Genomic DNA, 13823 nt, shown 5'->3' on the forward strand with positions numbered 1-13823 from the left:
TTTTATTTGTGTTGCAAATATTTATATTTGATTTAATCATTATAGCGATGATATTTAACTGTATGTTGTAGTCACTGATGCTGAACTAGTGTCAGCAATATCGTATTTTTATGTCAGACAATGGAGAATTGTGGTATTTGTGGTGTCAACCCGTTGATTTTTTAAATAAGTTGCTAAAGTAAATGATTATTTATTTTAATATGTGTATATAAAATATGTATAGAGTAAATGTTAAGATCACTTAAACAGGATGTATTTAAATTACCAAATATGTTGGAACTTGTATTTAACGTATATGAATGAAAGTAAAACTTTATAATTTATTGCTGATGTATACACAAAAGTGTCTAATTTTGACCCAGCTTTTGAAATATGTTTAATGTAGAGGTTTTTGTACAGAAGTCTTGTAAATAAGGGAGCAAGTTAACAATAACTTACCCCCTTATTTTTAATTATAGTGCTTTAATGTGACTGTCAATTGCATTGGCTTGCGCTGTTGCATTGCCTACATAAGTTGCAGGTGTAAGCTCTACAAGACGAGCACGTTCAGATTCAGGAACGTGGGCGAGTTCATCGCTATTGACAAAGTTGACCATCATTTCACGTGTCATGGCTTGGCCACGTGTAAGTGCTTTGAGTTTTTCATAAGGTTTTTCAATGTTATAACGACGCATAACGGTTTGAATTGGCTCTGCCAATACTTCTTGTGATTGGTCTAAATCAGTAAGTAAGCGTTGTGCGTTAAGCTCAAGTTTGCCCACACCTTTTAAGCAAGCTTCAAATGCGATTAGACTTTGTGCAAAACCAACACCCATGTTACGCAGTACTGTAGAGTCTGTTAAGTCACGCTGCCAACGAGAAATTGGTAGTTTTTCACCAAGGTGAGCGAGAATTGCATTGGCAATACCTAGGTTACCTTCTGAGTTTTCAAAGTCAATCGGATTGACTTTATGTGGCATGGTTGAAGAACCAACTTCACCATCTTTTAGCTTTTGTTTGAAGTAACCTAAAGAAATGTAACCCCATACATCACGGTTGAAGTCAATTAAAATGGTATTAAAGCGGCGTAAAGCATCAAAAAGCTCAGCCATATAGTCATGTGGTTCAATTTGAGTGGTATATGGATTAAAGTTTAATCCAAGAGACTCAACAAAGTTTTGGGCATGAGCGGCCCAGTCAATTTCTGGGTAGGCTGACAAGTGTGCGTTATAGTTACCTACAGCACCATTTATTTTACCTAATAATTCAACATGTTCAAATTGTTTGATTTGGCGAGCAAGGCGATATGCAACATTGGCCATTTCTTTGCCTAGTGTTGTTGGGCTCGCTGTTTGTCCGTGAGTACGAGAAAGCATTGGCTGTGCTGCATGTGTTTTTGCAAGTGTTGCTACAGCAGTTGTAATCTGATTCATTGATTCTAATAGTACTTCACGGCCTGATTTAAGCATGAGCGCGTGGGATAGGTTATTAATGTCTTCAGATGTACATGCGAAATGAATGAATTCGCCAGCATCTTTTAATTCGTCTAGGTGTGCAATTTTTTCTTTAAGGAAGTATTCAACTGCTTTAACATCGTGGTTTGTCGTACGTTCAATATCTTTAATACGCAGTGCGTCAGCTTCACTGAATTGGCTTACAATTTCATCTAGTGCTTGATTTGTTGCTTCGCTAAATGGCTGTACTTCTTGAATTTGAGCATGTTTTGCTAAAGATTGTAACCAACGAATTTCCACAGTAACGCGGGCATGAATTAAGCCGTATTCTGATAAGAAAGGGCGCAACGCATCGCATTTGTTCGCATAGCGACCATCTAGTGGTGAAAGTGCTGTTAAAGCGTTCATACATTTTCCTTTAAATATAGTGTGTGATAACACCTAAAATTGTTACTTGTCTGCAAGTTGAAATTGCATACGAGCAATGGCATGAATATTTTGTTTGATTTTACGTTTACTGAAAATTAAGTGTCTAGACCGTCCACCCATTTGCCGCCAAAGATGAGCCAATTGCAGACCTGTAAATAGGATGGCACGTATACGGTTGGTATGTTGTGTATCTTTAAAAGCTTCTGGGCTACCTCTGACCAAAATACGAGGTTCTATTTGTGCTGCTGTATCTAGGTAGGTTTGTGCGAGGTTAGCAATAATGCTGGGATGTAAATAGTTTTGATCAAAAAAAGACAGTTGTTTGAGTATCTTTTGCTGTGTTTGAGTGATTTTCTCTACAAAGATAGGGTTACTGTAGATTTTTTTTTCTAATTGCAGGAGTGAAATGGCATACGTAGTCGCAAGTTTTGCTTGGGGTAATTTGGGTGTTTTTGCTTTATGGTGTGGTGAAAATGGTTGATTCACGCTGTCTTCTAAATTTTGTAGCCCAAGGGTAAGTGAGTTGAAATGTCCAAATAAATCAAGTGGATTTAGTTTTGATGGTTGGTTTGAGCTTGGGCGTATGTTTAGACTGGCTTTAATGAGTTGCTCAAAATAAAAAGCACAACTATCGCTACTACGTTGCGTACCTGCAAGCGCAGTCAAATGCGTGAGTTGAGCCGCTTGAAATACCCCTGCAAGCGCAAGGGTTCTGCTTTGAGCATCGGTGAGTATGCTAGGCTGTTGAAATGGTTGATCAACCATGCCTGTCTATCCTCTTATGAGTGAATAAAGTCCGGGGTTGGTGCATTGCTATGGTGAATAACACCACCGCCTAAACACACGTCATCTGTGTAGAACACCACGCTTTGACCTGGTGTAACTGCACGTTGTGGGTCATCAAACTCTACGCGAACACCGTATTGTTCATCTATAAATAACGTACATGCTTGGTCGGGTTGGCGGTAACGAGTTTTTGCTGTGCAACGAAAACCTGTATTGGGAATGCTTTGCTCGCCTGCAACCCAATCTATAGCAGTGGTCCAAAGTATTGTACTTTGCATGAGTGGATTTTCATGGCCTTGACCAACAACTAAGCGATTATTTTCTAAATCTTTGTAAAGTACAAACCAAGCGCCTTCTTGACTGTCTTTAATGCCACCTAAGCCAATACCACCACGTTGTCCGAGGGTGTAATACATGAGGCCATGATGATCACCAACTTCTTGTCCATCTTCGAGTACAATTTTCCCTTGTTGTGCAGGTAAGTATTGTTTTAAGAAGTCGTTAAAACGTCTTTCTCCAATAAAGCAAATGCCTGTAGAGTCTTTTTTCTTGGCAGTTGCAAGGCCAAGTTCTTCAGCAATACGGCGAACTTCAGGTTTTTCAATATGACCCACAGGAAAAAGCGTTTTGTTAATTTCTTGACCATTAACTGCATGTAGGAAATAACTTTGGTCTTTATTTTGATCTATACCACGCAGTAAAGGGGCATAATTTTGACCTTGAGCATTAGTTTGTGTTTCACCACGCCGTGTGTAATGGCCAGTGGCAATAAAGTCTGCACCTAAAGTCATGGCGTGGTCTAAAAATGCTTTAAATTTAATTTCTTTATTGCATAAAATATCTGGGTTGGGCGTACGACCTGCTGCATATTCTGCAAGAAAATGTTCGAACACTCGGTCCCAGTATTCCATGGCAAAATTAGCTGTATGTAAAGTAATGCCAAGTTTGTCTGCGACAGCTTGTGCATCGGCGAGGTCTTCTAGTGCCGTACAGTATTCGGTGCCATCATCTTCTTCCCAGTTTTTCATAAATAAACCTTCAACATGATAGCCTTGTTGAAGTAATAAAGCCGCAGAAACAGAAGAATCTACACCACCAGACATACCGACGATGACACGTTGTTGCATAGGACTATGTATCCAAATTTAAAGTAGGTTGAGAAGAAAACGGGTGTTCATAGATGATTGATAAAGGATATTTTTGACCTTTTTCATAATCTTGAATGGATTTAAGTACTAAAGGGCTACGTGCTTGAGCTGTATTTTCTAATTCTTTTTTACTTAGCCAAACAGTGCGAATAATATCTGGGTCAAGAGTTGTATTTGCGACATCATTAACTATGTGTGCAGCAAAAAAAAATCTAAAGTATGTGCGATCTGGGGCCATCGGTGGGGTATAGCTGTAAATGCCAACGAGGTGGTCAATTTCAACACAATAGCCTGTTTCTTCTAGAGTTTCTCTTTTCGCAGCAGCAATGAGCGTTTCATTGTACTCTACATGACCAGCAGGTTGGTTATACACAGTATGTACAATACCTTCGCTATGTTCTTCAACAAACAGGTATTGCCCATTTTTTTCAATGACAGTGGCAACCGTCACATGTGTAGACCAATCATTTGCCATGCTTAGATGCACCATGCGCTAAAAAAGCGTATTTTACGCAATTTAAGTACATGATGCTATGCCTGCTCGTAAATTAGAATAAATTACTGAAGAATTGTTTGATATGGTCAACCATTCTAGAGAAGAAACCTGCTTCTTCGACTGCTTTTAAAGCAACGACAGGTTTTTCTGAAATGACTTTACCATTAAGAGACGCAACCAATTTCCCAATCACTTGCCCACTTTGCAGGGGGGCATTTAAAGCAGTTGAAATCTGTAAGTCTGTTTTAATGTCGCCAGCTTGACCTTTTGGCATAGTAACACTGAAATCATCTGCTAAGCCTACAGGCACTTCATTGTCTGTACCAAACCATACTTTTACGCTTTTAAGGGTTTGGCCTGCAGGTTTTACACGAACTGTTTCATAGTTTGCATATCCCCAAGCCAATAGCTCACGTGTTTGTATTGCACGTGCGTTCACACTCGGTGCACCAAAAACAACCGTAATTAAACGCATTGGTCCACGTTTACTTGATGTTGTGAGGCAGTAGCCTGCTTCGTTAGTGTGACCTGTTTTTAAGCCATCTACAGTAGGGTCTGTGTAGAGTAATGGGTTACGGTTACCTTGTTTGATATTATTAAAGGTAAACTCTTTTTCTGAGTAAATTGGGTAGTACTTTGCACTGTCATGAATAATATGTTGTGCCAAAACAGCCATATCTTTGGCTGTGGAGTAGTGTCCCTCAGAAGGTAAACCTGTTGAGTTCATAAAATTGGTGTTTTGCATCCCAATTCGTTTTGCCTCTTGGTTCATCATGTGGGCAAATGTACCTTCATTTCCTGCAATGTGCTCAGCCATGGCTTTAGCAGAGTCATTACCTGATTGGACAATAATACCGCGTAACATTTGCATGACACTAGCTGTACCATTTAAAGGGACAAACATACATGATTCTGAGCGATTGCCACGACACCAAGCATCTTCGTTTACTCTCACATTTTCATTTTCTGTGAGTTGTCCTTTGAGAAGTTTTTGTTCAACGATGTAACTGGTCATCATTTTAGTCATTGATGCAGGAGCGAGCTTTTCATTCTCATTTTTGGCTGCAAGAATTTGTCCTGTCTGATAATCCATCAGGACATATGATTTGTTATCTAATTCAGGTGGTGAAGAGAGTACAGTTGCTGCATACGACAGTGATGGTAAAAGTAGGAGCGCAGCAAGGGTGCTTGTTCTGCTCATTGAGGATCATTCCAATGGTTAGAGTCGTGTAATTAAGGTGGGCATTGTAGGGCAAATTTTGGCTAACTTCTATATGTGTTATGTGCTTATTTGCCCTGTCTTTAGCAGAATTTAAGGGCTTTTTGCTAAAGAAGAGATTTCTTTACAAATTTCTTTGTTTTCAGCCTCACCAGCTTTGTTTGCATCTTGTCTAGCTTGCTCTAAAAAGGGTTTAAAATCTTTTTGTTTTGCACGCAGTTGTAAGGCATTAATAGGATTTTGTATTCCAGACATATTTTCTTTAACCAGCTCGGCATAGCCACTGCGATAGTCTGGATCTTTTTTGAATCCGTAGTCTGTACATAGTTCAGAAAGTACATAAATAGCTGCGAGTTCTTCGTCAGTAATACCTCCTTGTTGTGGGGTTACATCGATATTTTTGTCATCGCTCTCTGTTGTTTTGGCTTGTAATTGACTCACAGGCAAAACAAATAAAATACTGCTCATGAGGTAGGCAGTGAATGTGCGGATACATGGTTTTTTCATCATAAGTCGTACTTTCAATACATCATATTTTTAAAAGATATTTATGATCTTAAACAACTTTCTTTAGAATGAAAGCAATAAACTGTATAAAAGCTGTATAAAGTGTTGTTTAAATTTTTATAGTCGGCATTTTTATGTGTAAAAATAAAACATAGTGATATTCTGATTTTATAAGATATTGTTTTTATTTATTTTTAATTTTGGTGGTGAATTGTGAATATTTTAGTTTCAAATGATGATGGTGTGTTTGCTCCGGGCATTCAAGCTTTAGCCAAAGCGCTAAAACCATTAGGCCGAGTGATTGTTGTTGCGCCAGAGTCTGAAAAAAGTGGATTTTCAAGTGCGCTGAGTTTAGATCGACCTTTGCGTCCTGTAGAAATTATGCCAGATGTGTGGGCTGTGAATGGTACACCGGCAGACTGTGTGTATTTATCTATGAATGGTCTGTTCGATTTTGAGTTTGATTTAGTGGTCAGCGGTATTAATAGTGGCTCTAATTTGGGTGATGATGTGTTGTACTCGGGTACAGTTGGTGCAGCATTTGAAGGGCGTTTAATGAAACAACCTGCAATTGCTGTTTCTTTGGTGGGTCAACAACGTAATGATTACCAGGAACCCAATGCATTTGAATATGCGGCCCAATGGGTCCATAACTTTGTTTTGAAAGGATTGCCACAGCTACCTGAACGTCATATTTTAAATGTAAATATTCCTTCTTTACCTGCCGAGCAAATTCGAGGCACACGAGTGACGTATCAAGGTCAACGTAAACAAGCTAAACCAATTACCAGTCATGTAGACCCAAGAGGACATCATGTTTATTGGATTGGGCTTGCAGGTGAAGCAATTGTTGAAACGTTAGATGAAGGTACGGGTCAGGTTTCTGATTTTTATGCGATTAATCACGGTTATATTAGTGTGACACCTATACAAATGGATGCAACAAATTATGCGATTTTGGAGCAATTAAAACAAGCTATTGAACCTATGGTTTAGATGGTTCAATGTATTGATGTTATTGCTTTGTGAAAATAGGTATTTATTTCACAACCTGTGATAGCTTTTTTGTTAGTCTTAGACTCATCAAACCAATCGTTTGAAGAATAAGGAATAGTAATGTCAATTTTAATAAAAAAACAGACCAACCAAAGTGTATGGCAATTCTCTCGTACTGTGTTGCTTGGGTTGCCTTTAATGAGTGTTTTATTGGTGGGGTGTGCATCTAAACCTGAAATTAGTTCACCAACGAGAATGACTCAGGTTGCGCCTGCAGCTTATGTTGTAAAACCTGGCGATACTTTAAGTGGCATAGCAACTCGATATGGGCTGAATTATATTACTGTTGCTCAAATGAATGGTATTCCTGCACCATATACCATTTACGTTCACCAAAATTTAAAGCTCAAAGGTTCTGCAGAGCCATCTAGTGTTGGGTACAACGCACAACAAGCGACACCACCAGTACGTACACAAAGTATTCCACCGATTCAAACGCAAAGTATTCCGCTACCACCTGCAGACATTGTAAAAGTTACCCCACCTCCTGTAGTTAAAACAGTCCCATCGGTTGCGACACCTGTGGCGAGTAATGCATTACACTGGGTCAAACCCTCAAATGGTCAAGTCATTGCACGATATGACTTAAGCAAAAACATTAAAGGTACTCGCTATGCAGGTCAGGTAGGAGATCCAGTATTTGCTGCTGCAGATGGTCAAGTGGTCTACGCAGATGATGGTTTAAAAGAGTTTGGTAATCTCATTTTAATTAAACACAGTAATGGTTACATTAGTGCGTATGCACACAACAGTATGATGCTTGTACAAAGTGGTGCAAGAGTAAAAGCAGGACAGAAAATTGCTCAAATGGGGTCGTCTGGTACCAATCGTGTCATGCTTGAGTTCCAAGTAAGATCGGATGGTAAAGCAATTGATCCGACACTGGTTGTTCCTGTGAATTAATCTCATGCTATTTTTGGCGCCGTACACTTTGTAGCATATCGTTAATGCTGCATCATGTCTTTGCTGAAAAGCTGTACACAAGACAACATCTATGCGTTATCATAGTCAATGAAGTGTAAATGAACTAAGGAACAAAAATGACTGAACAAGCACGCGACACAGAAGCATTGATTCACGAACAAATCGCGAAACATGCAGTGTTATTGTACATGAAAGGTACACCACAATTTCCACAGTGTGGCTTCTCTGCACGTGCGGTAGAGGCACTCAGTCAAATTGGTCGTCCGTTTGCTTATGTGAATATTTTAGATAATCCAGATATTCGTGCAACATTGCCTAAAATTGCGAACTGGCCAACATTCCCTCAGCTATGGGTGAAAAGCGAATTGATTGGTGGTAGTGATATTATTCTTGAAATGTTCCAAAATGGCGAATTAAAGCCATTAATTGAAGAAAGCAGCCCAGAAGCATAAATGGGTAATGACTTGCAAATAAAGCGCCTTTGGGCGCTTTATTTATTTGGGTATAGGGAGTGAAAAATGCGTATAAGTATCATAGGCTCGGGTCGAGTCGCAACGCATTTGGCCAGTGCTTTAAAAGCTTATGGTCATATATGGGTTGATGTATGTGGTCGGAAGCAGTCCCATGTCGAGCAACTTGCACACACATTAGGTGCACGTGCATTAACTGATATCAGTGATATAAATACAAATATAGACCTTTTAATTATTGCTGTTGCAGATCAAGCCATTAAAGACGTTGTTTCTAAGTTAGATAAATCATCAGGTTTTTTAGTGGTACATACGTCTGGTAGCACAGATGTAAAAGTGATTTCTGATCACATAAAAAATGCTGGTGTTTTATATCCACTGCAAACCTTCAGTATGGGATCTCAGATAGATTGGTCAAATGTTCCTATTTTTATTGAAGCGAATGCTGTCGAAAATATTGATATTTTGTACGAGCTAGGCGAGCAGTTATCAAAAAAAGTGTATGAATATAGTTCAGCACAGCGTTTAAGTTTACATTTAGCTGCGGTTTTTGCCTGTAACTTTTCTAATTATTGTTATGATATTGCACAGCAGATTGTACAAGCACAGGGCGTTGATTTTAAACTTCTTGCCCCACTCATTTTGGCAACTGCACAAAAAGCGACGCAAATTGACCCCGTAACTGCTCAAACAGGGCCAGCGATGCGACATGATGAAGGGATTTTACAGCAACATCTAGAGTTTTTGCAGCAATACATGCCAAGCTATGCTACTACGTACCAATTATTGAGTGAGCAAATTCAGCATCGACATGTAAAAATTCCATCTGATAAAAAATAAAAGAGTATGACTTTAATTTATTTTTTTAAAAATAAAGTCATTAATCACGTGGCCTGCTTCAATACCACGACGTTCAAACTTAGTGAGTGGTCGCCAATCTGGGCGAGGGTAGCTGTTGCCACGCCCTGCAAGGTTTTCTAGGTTTGGACGGTTATCGAGCACATCTAACATCCATTCTGCATAAGGTTCCCAATCTGTTGCTGAATGGAATGTACCACCCATTTCCAGTTTTTCTTCAACCAATGCCATACGTTCATGTGCAACAAAACGGCGTTTAAAATGTCGCTTTTTCTGCCAAGGGTCTGGGAAATAAAGCTGTATGCAGTTAATACTGTGGTCTGGCATGGCTTTCAGTACATGAATCGCATCTGCATCGAGTACTTTTAAGTTGTTGAGATTTGCAATACCTGCTTCATATACGCACTGTGCAATACCCGGTACATGGACTTCTATACCTACAAAGTTACGCTCAGGGTTGGCAGATGCCATTTGTACGAGAGATCTTCCCATACCAAAGCCAATTTCTACAGTCAGAGGCTGCTCTGGCTTCTCAAAGTATTGGCGTAAATCACCGACAGGGTAAGATAAAATAAAGTTTTGGTGTTGTTCAAGTGCAGTACGCTGTGAGGTGTTCAATGGTGAAGAACGGCGCATAAATGTCACAATTTCACGATGCTCGTGCAAATCATCAAGTTCGACAATTTGAGGGTCAATTGGATTGTTACTCGTCATTTTAAACATCACATCACATCACATTGTTAAGACGCTATTTTAAGTACTGCCATGATGAAGTCAAATGCTATTTAACTTTTACGAAAGGTTGGTGCCATGAAAAATAAAGGTATGTACTTATAAAAATAGCGTGGATCGTACATAAATAATATTTCATGGGCTGTATCTTTTATATATTAGGGATACCTAGGTGACCCATTTATTTAGATTTATTGAGTGTACGATCAGTCAATCATGATTTGAATGAGATATGTCTTACAACATATTTATAAACTCTGATAGTGAATTTGCTGTAAATATTGCGTAATGACTTGTTTTGCTGCTGCTTTTAATAGGTCACCATATTTTTCACTCTCTTCTCTGACTTGATCAATATTTATTTTATGGTGAAAAAGTTCATGGTGATGCCCAATGAGCCATTGTTCAATATAATACGTATCTATTTCTAAATGAAATTGTAATGCTAGACTTTGACCAATTTGAAACGCTTGATGCGGGTAGTATTTAGAACTCGCCAGTAATTTGGCTCTAGTAGGTAGGTCAAAGGTATCGCCGTGCCAGTGTAATACGGGAATATCTGCCAAAGGCGATAAAATGTTGTTATGGCCTATAACTTCTAATGGACCCCAGCCAATTTCTTTATGTTGACCTGCATATACGTCAGCACCTAAAGCTTTTGCCATGAGCTGAGCACCTAAACAAATGCCCAAAGTCGGTTTATTATGTATCAGACGTAATTTAAGTAAGGCTAATTCGTGCTTTAAAAAAGGGTAACTTGCACTGTCATTGACACCAATTGGACCGCCTAAAATAACAGTTAAGCCTTCATAGTTTAGGGCAGTTTCGAGTGAGTCAACGCCTGCATCGAAATAACGTACACGATAGCCATGCGCATAAAAAATATCTTCAAGTGAGCCTAAGTCCTCAAAAGCAACATGTTTTATGGCATAAATTATTTGATGCGAGTGATGCATAAGCAATACCTTTATTCGTGTGAGATGGCGTAAGCGATAAAGTATATTAGCACAGCTTTTAGTGGCTAAAAGCTTAACATTCGCTAGAAAAGTAGGTAGGCTATCTAAATTATTTTTTTGAAGTGGCCGTATGAAACAAGAAACTGCGTTGAAACTATTAAAAGCAGGTGAAAATGTATTTTTGACAGGGTCGGCAGGGGCAGGTAAAACATACACACTGAATCAATATATACAATACCTAAAAGAGCGCAGAGTGACTGTGGCGATTACAGCGTCTACAGGTATTGCAGCCACGCATATGAATGGTATGACGATTCACACATGGAGTGGTATAGGTATTAAAGATTATCTAACACAAGATGATCTTAAGCGTATGAAAGAGCGTAAATATTTAAAAGAACACTTAGAAAGTGCACAAGTTTTAGTGATTGATGAAATTTCTATGCTGCATGCCAAACAGCTCAATTTAGTCAATCAGGTATTAAAGTATTTTAAAGAAAGTGATGAACCGTTTGGTGGTATACAAGTAATTTTAGCGGGTGACTTCTTTCAGTTACCTCCTGTAGGTCGCCAAGGTGAACGTAATAGAGACAAATTTTGTTTTATGTCTGAAGCATGGGTTGAAGCCAAATTTAGAATTTGCTATCTCACAGAGCAACATCGTCAAGAAGATGAAACACTCAACCAAATTTTAAATGCCATTCGTTCAGCCTCAATTACGACAACGCATGAGTTGGCATTGAAAGAAACAAAGCAGCAAAAAATTGGTGAAACATATACTCGTCTGTATACCCATAATATGGATGTAGACAGCTTAAATGAACAACATTTACAGCAATTAAGCCAAGAATCACATACTTTTCCAGCGACATTAGAAGGTAATGCTAAGCTCTTAGAAACGTTAAAATCATCTGTGAGGGCACCCGAAACGCTAGTATTAAAAAAACATGCTAAAGTCATGTTCGTTAAAAATAACTTTGATATGGGATATATCAATGGCAGTTTGGGTGAGGTAATTGGTTTTGAAGATGACGATGAGTTTGGTTTATTACCAGAAGTACAGCTTACAGATGGTACAACTTTATTGGTCGCACCAGAAACATGGTCTGTTGAAAATGAAGAAGGTAAAGTTATTTCGAGCTTTCAACAAATTCCATTGCGATTGGCTTGGGCAATTACGATTCATAAAAGCCAAGGAATGACATTAGATGCTGCAGAAATTAACCTTTCTAATACCTTTGAAAATGGGCAAGGCTATGTTGCATTGTCACGTCTGAAGTCAATTCATGGTTTAAGGTTGCTTGGTTTTGATGCAAAAGCATTGGCACTAGATCCACTTGCTATGAAAGCAGATCGAAGATTTCAAGAGTTATCTGAAGAAGCGCAGCAACATTTTGAAAATACTGATCTAGAGCAACAACATAAAGCGTTTATAAGGCATTGTGGTGGTACGCTTAATGAGGTTGAAATTAAGAAGAATAAAAACAAAATTACGCAGCATGCCCAAAGTACCCTCAACTTAAATACTTTAGAGGCGACTCGAGATTTATTTGAAAATGGTTACGATATTCAAGATATTGCTCAAGAGCGTGGTTTAGCACCATCGACCATTATTAAGCATTTAGAAAAGCTTCAAAAAGAGCATGGTCTTGATATTAGTACAGCAAGCCCTGGTGGAGATGTCGTTGAACAAGTGAGAAAAATTTATAAAAAACTGCAAAAATCTAAAGATTCAGACCATTTTTCCGAGAGCGGTTCGATTAAACTACGCCCAATTGTAGAGCTCACCCAGCCTCGTATGGGATATGATCAAGTGCGTTTAGCATTATTATTTATTGAATAATTGCAGATAAGTATTGCAGAGTTACGGGCATTGCGTAAGATAAAAATATTCATCTAAAAGAGTTCATCGTAATGAAAGCATATATTTATGAGCACTGCCCATTTTGCTTGAGAGTACGAATGATTGCGGGTTTTAAAAACTTACCCATGCAATATGCTGTCATTATGGAGGGGGACGCTGAAACTCCGATGCATTTGGTGGGAAAAAAAGTGGTGCCCATATTGCAACGTCCAGATGGTCAATATATGACAGAAAGTCTAGATATTGTACATTATCTAGATACATTGAACGAACCTCGTTACGCACAAGATCCTGTTAATAGTGAATTAAAAGCATGGGTCGATAGTAATTTAAAGCTCATTACAAAATTAATTGTGCCTCGTTTTGTCCGTGCAGATTTTACAGAAATTTCAACACCTATATCACGACAAGCTTTTATTGAACGAGAAACAGAGGTATTTGGCGCATTAGATGCATTGCTTGAGCAAAGTGATATTTATATTCCAATGATGAATAAACAATTGGCTGCTTTAGATCAATTAATTTCTAAACACGAGCATATTAATTTAACAGATTTTATTATATTTCCATGGTTACGTAGCTTGAGTATTGTTGCGTGTATACAGTTTGCACCGCAAACACTACGTTATATGAACCGTATTGCAACAGCCGCTAAAGTTCCATTGCTATTTGATCAAGCGTATTAGTGTGCACTTATTTGGTGCTTTTAGGACTATATCGTTTGTAAATCTGGGTCTTAGTTTATGTTTTTTGAAAGTGAATGCTGAAGTTAATTTGGTTTAAACTTCTATTTTTAGGTTAAAGTAAGGTTTATTTGATTAAATAAAAAACAATAGTTGGTTGTTTTTATTTTTTATAGTTAAAAATATAGCTAGTCTTCTTGGATTGGCATTATATGTGCTTTCTTAGTGTAAGAATGTAATAAAAATATTTACAATGGATTTG

General features: G+C 38.4%; 14 protein-coding genes. 6 read left to right on the forward strand and 8 right to left on the reverse strand.

Features of this window, described 5'->3' with window-relative positions; translation table 11 throughout:
• Positions 1-452: 452 nt before the first annotated feature.
• The 6 genes from purB to BLS38_RS03065 form a co-directional block, all read right to left on the reverse strand.
• Entirely contained in the window at positions 453-1841 is a 1389-nt protein-coding gene (gene purB / locus BLS38_RS03040) for an adenylosuccinate lyase (RefSeq protein WP_092746865.1), read from the reverse strand.
• 42 nt (positions 1842-1883) lie between these two features.
• Positions 1884-2627, reverse strand: a complete 744-nt coding sequence (locus tag BLS38_RS03045; RefSeq protein WP_092746866.1) for a DUF489 family protein — start codon at positions 2625-2627, stop codon at positions 1884-1886.
• Positions 2628-2641: 14 nt separating this feature from the next.
• Positions 2642-3775: a tRNA 2-thiouridine(34) synthase MnmA gene (mnmA, locus tag BLS38_RS03050; protein WP_092746867.1), complete on the reverse strand. Its 1134-nt coding sequence runs from the start codon at positions 3773-3775 to the stop codon at positions 2642-2644.
• 4 nt (positions 3776-3779) lie between these two features.
• Positions 3780-4271, reverse strand: a complete 492-nt coding sequence (locus BLS38_RS03055) for an NUDIX hydrolase (protein WP_425283448.1) — start codon at positions 4269-4271, stop codon at positions 3780-3782.
• Between the two features lie 73 nt (positions 4272-4344).
• On the reverse strand, positions 4345-5493 hold the full coding sequence (dacC, locus tag BLS38_RS03060; RefSeq protein WP_092746869.1) for a D-alanyl-D-alanine carboxypeptidase PBP5/6: 1149 nt from the start codon (positions 5491-5493) through the stop codon (positions 4345-4347).
• Between the two features lie 111 nt (positions 5494-5604).
• Complete coding sequence (locus BLS38_RS03065; RefSeq protein ID WP_092746870.1) at positions 5605-6021, reverse strand: MCR_0457 family protein; 417 nt, start codon at positions 6019-6021, stop codon at positions 5605-5607.
• 210 nt (positions 6022-6231) lie between these two features.
• Here BLS38_RS03065 and surE point away from each other — a divergent pair, with 210 nt between their 5' ends.
• The 4 genes from surE (at position 6232) to BLS38_RS03085 (ending at position 9308) form a co-directional block, all read left to right on the forward strand.
• Positions 6232-7014 (forward strand): 5'/3'-nucleotidase SurE, encoded by a 783-nt coding sequence (surE, locus tag BLS38_RS03070; RefSeq protein WP_092746871.1) that lies wholly within the window; start codon positions 6232-6234, stop codon positions 7012-7014.
• 120 nt (positions 7015-7134) lie between these two features.
• The gene (locus BLS38_RS03075; protein WP_092746872.1) at positions 7135-7977 is read left to right on the forward strand and encodes a peptidoglycan DD-metalloendopeptidase family protein; all 843 of its coding nucleotides are present in this window, start codon (positions 7135-7137) and stop codon (positions 7975-7977) included.
• Between the two features lie 137 nt (positions 7978-8114).
• The gene (gene grxD / locus BLS38_RS03080; protein WP_092746873.1) at positions 8115-8450 is read left to right on the forward strand and encodes a Grx4 family monothiol glutaredoxin; all 336 of its coding nucleotides are present in this window, start codon (positions 8115-8117) and stop codon (positions 8448-8450) included.
• A 66-nt stretch (positions 8451-8516) separates the two neighbouring features.
• Entirely contained in the window at positions 8517-9308 is a 792-nt protein-coding gene (locus tag BLS38_RS03085; RefSeq protein ID WP_092746874.1) for a Rossmann-like and DUF2520 domain-containing protein, read from the forward strand.
• Positions 9309-9320: 12 nt separating this feature from the next.
• Here the strand turns inward: BLS38_RS03085 and trmB are convergent, their stop codons facing one another.
• A complete protein-coding gene (gene trmB, locus BLS38_RS03090; RefSeq protein ID WP_213030495.1) occupies positions 9321-10040 on the reverse strand; it encodes a tRNA (guanosine(46)-N7)-methyltransferase TrmB in 720 nt (239 codons plus the stop codon).
• Between the two features lie 266 nt (positions 10041-10306).
• Positions 10307-11014, reverse strand: coding sequence for a glutamine amidotransferase (locus BLS38_RS03095; RefSeq protein WP_092746876.1), 708 nt, complete (start codon positions 11012-11014; stop codon positions 10307-10309).
• A 130-nt stretch (positions 11015-11144) separates the two neighbouring features.
• On the opposite strand from BLS38_RS03095, the gene BLS38_RS03100 reads away from it, so the two are divergent.
• Together BLS38_RS03100 and grxB are read left to right on the forward strand one after the other, a co-directional pair.
• Positions 11145-12857: an AAA family ATPase gene (locus tag BLS38_RS03100; protein WP_092746877.1), complete on the forward strand. Its 1713-nt coding sequence runs from the start codon at positions 11145-11147 to the stop codon at positions 12855-12857.
• A gap of 71 nt (positions 12858-12928) precedes the next feature.
• Positions 12929-13564, forward strand: coding sequence for a glutaredoxin 2 (gene grxB, locus BLS38_RS03105; RefSeq protein ID WP_092746878.1), 636 nt, complete (start codon positions 12929-12931; stop codon positions 13562-13564).
• The last annotated feature ends 259 nt before the right edge of the window (positions 13565-13823 follow it).

It is taken from the genome of Acinetobacter boissieri (genome assembly GCF_900096955.1).
GTDB classification, from domain to species: domain Bacteria; phylum Pseudomonadota; class Gammaproteobacteria; order Pseudomonadales; family Moraxellaceae; genus Acinetobacter; species Acinetobacter boissieri.

Excerpts from the sequence above, each read along its gene's own strand:
- purB (WP_092746865.1), bottom strand. The coding sequence starts at position 1,841 with ATGAACGCTTTAACAGCACTTTCACCACTAGATGGTCGCTATGCGAAC.
- BLS38_RS03045 (WP_092746866.1), bottom strand. The coding sequence starts at position 2,627 with ATGGTTGATCAACCATTTCAACAGCCTAGCATACTCACCGATGCTCAA.
- mnmA (WP_092746867.1), bottom strand. The coding sequence starts at position 3,775 with ATGCAACAACGTGTCATCGTCGGTATGTCTGGTGGTGTAGATTCTTCT.
- BLS38_RS03055 (WP_425283448.1), bottom strand. The coding sequence starts at position 4,271 with ATGGCAAATGATTGGTCTACACATGTGACGGTTGCCACTGTCATTGAA.
- dacC (WP_092746869.1), bottom strand. The coding sequence starts at position 5,493 with ATGAGCAGAACAAGCACCCTTGCTGCGCTCCTACTTTTACCATCACTG.
- BLS38_RS03065 (WP_092746870.1), bottom strand. The coding sequence starts at position 6,021 with ATGATGAAAAAACCATGTATCCGCACATTCACTGCCTACCTCATGAGC.
- BLS38_RS03075 (WP_092746872.1), top strand. The coding sequence starts at position 7,135 with ATGTCAATTTTAATAAAAAAACAGACCAACCAAAGTGTATGGCAATTC.
- grxD (WP_092746873.1), top strand. The coding sequence starts at position 8,115 with ATGACTGAACAAGCACGCGACACAGAAGCATTGATTCACGAACAAATC.
- BLS38_RS03085 (WP_092746874.1), top strand. The coding sequence starts at position 8,517 with ATGCGTATAAGTATCATAGGCTCGGGTCGAGTCGCAACGCATTTGGCC.
- trmB (WP_213030495.1), bottom strand. The coding sequence starts at position 10,040 with ATGACGAGTAACAATCCAATTGACCCTCAAATTGTCGAACTTGATGAT.
- BLS38_RS03095 (WP_092746876.1), bottom strand. The coding sequence starts at position 11,014 with ATGCATCACTCGCATCAAATAATTTATGCCATAAAACATGTTGCTTTT.
- BLS38_RS03100 (WP_092746877.1), top strand. The coding sequence starts at position 11,145 with ATGAAACAAGAAACTGCGTTGAAACTATTAAAAGCAGGTGAAAATGTA.
- grxB (WP_092746878.1), top strand. The coding sequence starts at position 12,929 with ATGAAAGCATATATTTATGAGCACTGCCCATTTTGCTTGAGAGTACGA.